General features: G+C 70.1%; 5 protein-coding genes. 4 read left to right on the forward strand and 1 reads right to left on the reverse strand.

Annotated elements, in window-relative coordinates; genetic code table 11:
* The coding region (locus G3N92_RS31390; RefSeq protein WP_206131425.1) for a regulator at positions 1 to 781 on the reverse strand (781 nt) is incomplete at its 3' end.
* A 380-nt stretch (positions 782 to 1,161) separates the two neighbouring features.
* On the opposite strand from G3N92_RS31390, the gene G3N92_RS31395 reads away from it, so the two are divergent.
* From G3N92_RS31395 to G3N92_RS31410, 4 genes are all read left to right on the forward strand, one after another.
* The gene (locus G3N92_RS31395) at positions 1,162 to 2,415 is read left to right on the forward strand and encodes a lipoprotein-releasing ABC transporter permease subunit (RefSeq protein WP_206131426.1); all 1,254 of its coding nucleotides are present in this window, start codon (positions 1,162 to 1,164) and stop codon (positions 2,413 to 2,415) included.
* Between the two features lie 19 nt (positions 2,416 to 2,434).
* On the forward strand, positions 2,435 to 3,160 hold the full coding sequence (gene lolD / locus G3N92_RS31400) for a lipoprotein-releasing ABC transporter ATP-binding protein LolD (RefSeq protein WP_206131427.1): 726 nt from the start codon (positions 2,435 to 2,437) through the stop codon (positions 3,158 to 3,160).
* A 4-nt stretch (positions 3,161 to 3,164) separates the two neighbouring features.
* Positions 3,165 to 3,953 (forward strand): TatD family hydrolase, encoded by a 789-nt coding sequence (locus tag G3N92_RS31405; RefSeq protein ID WP_206131428.1) that lies wholly within the window; start codon positions 3,165 to 3,167, stop codon positions 3,951 to 3,953.
* 150 nt (positions 3,954 to 4,103) lie between these two features.
* Positions 4,104 to 4,343, forward strand: a 240-nt coding sequence (locus G3N92_RS31410; protein WP_206131429.1) for a hypothetical protein, incomplete at its 3' end; no start/stop codon positions are given.

Consider the following 4,343-nt stretch of genomic DNA (forward strand, 5'->3'; position numbering starts at 1 on the left):
GCGCGGCGAGCGCCAGCCCGCGCGTGGCGCAGGCTGCGGACAGCACGCGCGCGAACGGGCTGCGCACCGGCCGCAGCGCGCCCTGGCCGTGGAACCAGATCGAATTCGCGCTGAACTGCCGGCGCGCCTCGCGCGCGTCGTTCACCGCATGGCCGAACCACGCCATCTGCACTTCGTTCTGCAGCTTCATCCAGAGCCGCGAGCGCTCGCCGGTGCGGGCCTCGTGCGGCAGCCAGATCTCGATGTTGCGGCCGCTCGCGCGCAGCGGCGCGGCGCCGTCCAGCTCGGCCAGCGCCGCGCTGGACAGATACCAGCGTCGCGGATGCGGCGCCTGCAGGCGCACGCCGAGTTCCTCGATCAGCGGGCGCGCCACCTCGAGCAGCGCGGCGGCTTCGGCGTCGGCCAGTTCGAGCGAGGACGGATCGATCAGCACGAGGTGATCGGTCGCGATCTGCACGTGAACCGGCTCGACGCAGGCCCACGGCGCATCGCCGGGCGTGCCGCCGTCGGCGAGCAGCATGTATGGGGCGAGCGGGGCGTCGTCGGTCTGGCCGTCGATCGCGCCGAAGCGCTGGGCCAGCCAGCGTTCGTGCGGCAGCGTGCGCTGGAAATCCTCGCCGGCGGTGCGCTCGACGAGGCGCGCCCGGGCCAGCAGCGTGCTCAGCGCGGGGCTCGCGAGATCGCGCAGCGACAAGGCGGCCTCGGCGGCGGACGGGAGCGCGAACGGCAGCAGGAAATGGAGGCGGCGGGGGGAAGGGTGGTCACGCATGATGGTGCGCATTGTAGGCCAAACGGCCTGGGCCGGCGGCGTCGGTTGCGGCATGAAGGCGCGGCTTCGGTGTGTCTCGACGAGCGGCGGGAGCGACGCCGTCGGCCGCACGCGCGGCTTGACCGGCAACGGCCGGAGGTCGCGCCCGCGGTTGCCGTTCGCGGCGCCCGGCGGATGCGCCGGAAAGGCCGCCCGGCGCGGCATTGGCGGCGTTTGCGTGGCGCCGCGGCGGCCCGCCCCGGGCTATCTCATTTTCAGGGCCGATTAAGCAATGTGTGGCAAACTTCGCGCGTGATCGGCGGCGCCCGGCCCGGTGCGCCGCCTTCCGGGCTGCCGGCCCGGATGCCTCACCCGGCCGGCGACGCCCGCCGCAACACGCAAAAAGGACCCGCTTGAAACTCCCGTACGAATGGCAGATCGGCTGGCGCTACACGCGCGCCGGCAAACGCACGACCGGAAACGGTTTCATCTCCTTCATCGCCGCCGTTTCGATGCTCGGCATCGCGCTCGGCGTGGCGGCCCTGATCGTGGTGCTGTCGGTGATGAACGGCTTCCAGACGCAGGTGCGCGACCGCATGCTGTCGGTGCTCGCGCACGTCGAGATCTTCTCGCCCACCGGCTCGATGCCGAACTGGCAACTGACCGCCGACGAAGCGCGCCGCAACCCCGAGGTGATCGGCTCGGCGCCCTATGTCGAGGCACAGGCCCTGCTGACCCGCCAGGATGCCGTCAGCGGCGTGCTGCTGCGCGGCGTCGACCCGGTTCGCGAGCCGCAGGTGTCGGACGTGAGCAAGGACATGAAGGCCGGCTCGCTGGCGGCGTTGCAGCCGGGCCAGTTCGGCATCGTGCTCGGCACCGCGCTGGCCAGCAATCTCGGCGTGGGCGTGGGCGACAAGGTCACGCTGGTCGCGCCGGAAGGCACCATCACGCCGGCCGGCATGCTGCCGCGCCTCAAGCAGTTCACGGTGGTCGGCGTGTTCGAGTCGGGTCACTACGAATACGACAGCACGCTCGCGATGATCGACATCGGCGACGCGCAGACCTTGTTCCGCCTGCCCGCGCCGACCGGCGTGCGGCTGCGCCTCAAGGACATGCAGCGCGCGCCGGACGTGGCCGTGCAACTGTCGCATTCGCTGTCGGGCGATCTGTATATCCGCGACTGGACGCAGCAGAACAAGACCTGGTTCTCGGCCGTCAAGATCGAGAAGCGCATGATGTTCATCATCCTGACGCTGATCATCGCGGTGGCGGCGTTCAATCTGGTGTCGTCGCTGGTGATGACCGTGACCAACAAGCAGGCCGACATCGCGATCCTGCGCACGCTCGGCGCGCAGCCCGGCTCGATCATGAAGATCTTCGTGGTGCAGGGCGTGACGGTGGGCTTCGTCGGCACGCTGGCGGGCGTGGGGCTCGGCAGCCTGATCGCCTGGAGCATTCCGTGGCTGATCCCGATGATCGAGCATCTGTTCGGCGTGCAGTTCCTGCCGCCGTCGGTGTACTTCATCAGCGAGCTGCCGTCGGAGCTGGTGGCGGGCGACGTGATCAAGATCGGCCTGATCGCCTTCGTGCTGTCGGCGGTCGCGACGCTGTATCCGAGCTGGCGTGCGGCCAAGGTGCGTCCGGCCGAAGCGCTGCGCTACGAATGAGCGGAGCGCGCAACAGGCCATGAACTCGAACCATCAAGGAAATCCGCGCATGCGCGACACCGTGCTCGAAGCGAGCGGCATCACCAAATCGTTCCAGCAGGGCGGGCTCGACGTGCGCGTGCTGGCCGAGGCGTCCGTCTCCGTGCATCGCGGCGAGAAGCTCGCGATCGTCGGGGCGTCGGGCTCGGGCAAGAGCACGCTGCTGCACGTGCTGGGCGGGCTCGACGAGCCGGGCACCGGCGAGGTGTCGCTGCTCGGCAAGCCGTTCACGCGGCTCGCCGAGCGCGAGCGCAACGAGCTGCGCAACCGCGCGCTCGGCTTCGTCTATCAATTCCACCATCTGCTGCCGGAATTCTCGGCGCTCGACAACGTGGCGATGCCGTTGCGGATCCGCCGGCTCACGGCGGCCGAGTCGCGTCACGCCGCGCAGGAAATGCTCGAACGCGTCGGCCTCGGCCATCGCGCCAAGCATCGCCCGGGCGAATTGTCGGGCGGCGAGCGTCAGCGCGTGGCGGTGGCGCGCGCGCTCGTCACGAAGCCGGCCTGCGTGCTGGCCGACGAGCCGACCGGCAACCTCGACGGCTCGACCGCCGACCACGTCTTCAATCTGATGCTCGAACTGTCGAAGACGCTCGACACGAGCTTCGTGATCGTCACGCACGATCTCGAGCTGGCCGGGCGCTGCGACCGCATCCTGCGGCTGCGCGACGGTATCCTGCACGAGGAGCCGGTGGTCCCGGCCTGACGCCATGTGGATCGACACGCACTGCCATCTCGACGCCGGCGAATTCGACGCGGATCGCGCGGCGGTGGCGACGGCGGCGGCCGAGGCGGGCGTGTCGGGCATCGTGATTCCGAGCGTCGGCGCCGGCAATTTCGACACGGTGCGCGAACTGGCGCACCGCACGGCCGGCGGCAGCTACGCGCTCGGCATCCATCCGCTGTTCACGCCGGCCGCGCGCGACGCGGATCTCGACCGCCTGCGCATGGAGATCGAGGCCAGCCTCGACGATCCGCGCTTCGTCGCGATCGGCGAGATCGGCCTCGATTACTTCGTCGACGGCCTCGACAATCCGCGCCAGGAACACTTCTACGCCGAGCAACTGAAGCTCGCGCGCGAATTCGACCTGCCGGTGCTGTGCCACGTGCGCAAGTCGCAGGATCGCGTGCTGGCCGGGCTGCGGCGCTTCGGCGTGCGGCGCGGCATCGCGCATGCGTTCAACGGCAGCTTTCAGCAGGCCGAGGCGTTCGTGGCGCAGGGGATGCATCTCGGCTTCGGCGGCAACGTGACGTTCGAGCGGGCGCGGCAGATCCGGCGGCTCGCCGAGCAACTGCCGCTGGAGACGCTGGTGGTCGAAACCGACGCGCCCGACATCGCCCCCGAATGGCGCTACAAGCAGCGCAACACGCCCGATCAGGTGCCGCGCATCGGCGAGATCATCGCGGGCCTGCGCGGCACCGATGCCGCCGGCATCGCGCGCGCGACCACCGACAACGCCCATGCGGCGATGCCGCGCCTGCGCGCCGCGCTGGCTTGAACGAGCGCTGAACCGCTCGCGTTTCGGTTTTTTCCTACCGCTCTATTCCCTTCGGCCAGCGTGATCGTTTCGACGGTTCGCGGCGGTTTTTCGTCCGCATAATCGCTCGTGCCTGGCGTCGTATTCGCGGCGCGCCATCACGGGAAGTCGATGCGGGAAATCTGGATCGCGTTTGCGCTCGGCGTCGTGCTGTTGCAGCGTCAGGCGAGCTTGCCGGGCTGGCGCTGGCTGGCGGGCTTGGCGTTGGCGGCGGGGCTGCTGGCCGCTGTCGCGCTGCTGGCGGGGCGTGTCGGGCGGGCGCGGCGGGTGCGGCTGCTGGCCGGGCTTGCGCTAGCGTTGCTCGGGGGCTTTTCCTATGCCGCCGTGCGCGCGCACTGGCGGCTCGCCGAT

The organism is Burkholderia sp. Ac-20379, from assembly GCF_017104645.1.
In the GTDB taxonomy this organism is placed as follows: domain Bacteria; phylum Pseudomonadota; class Gammaproteobacteria; order Burkholderiales; family Burkholderiaceae; genus Burkholderia.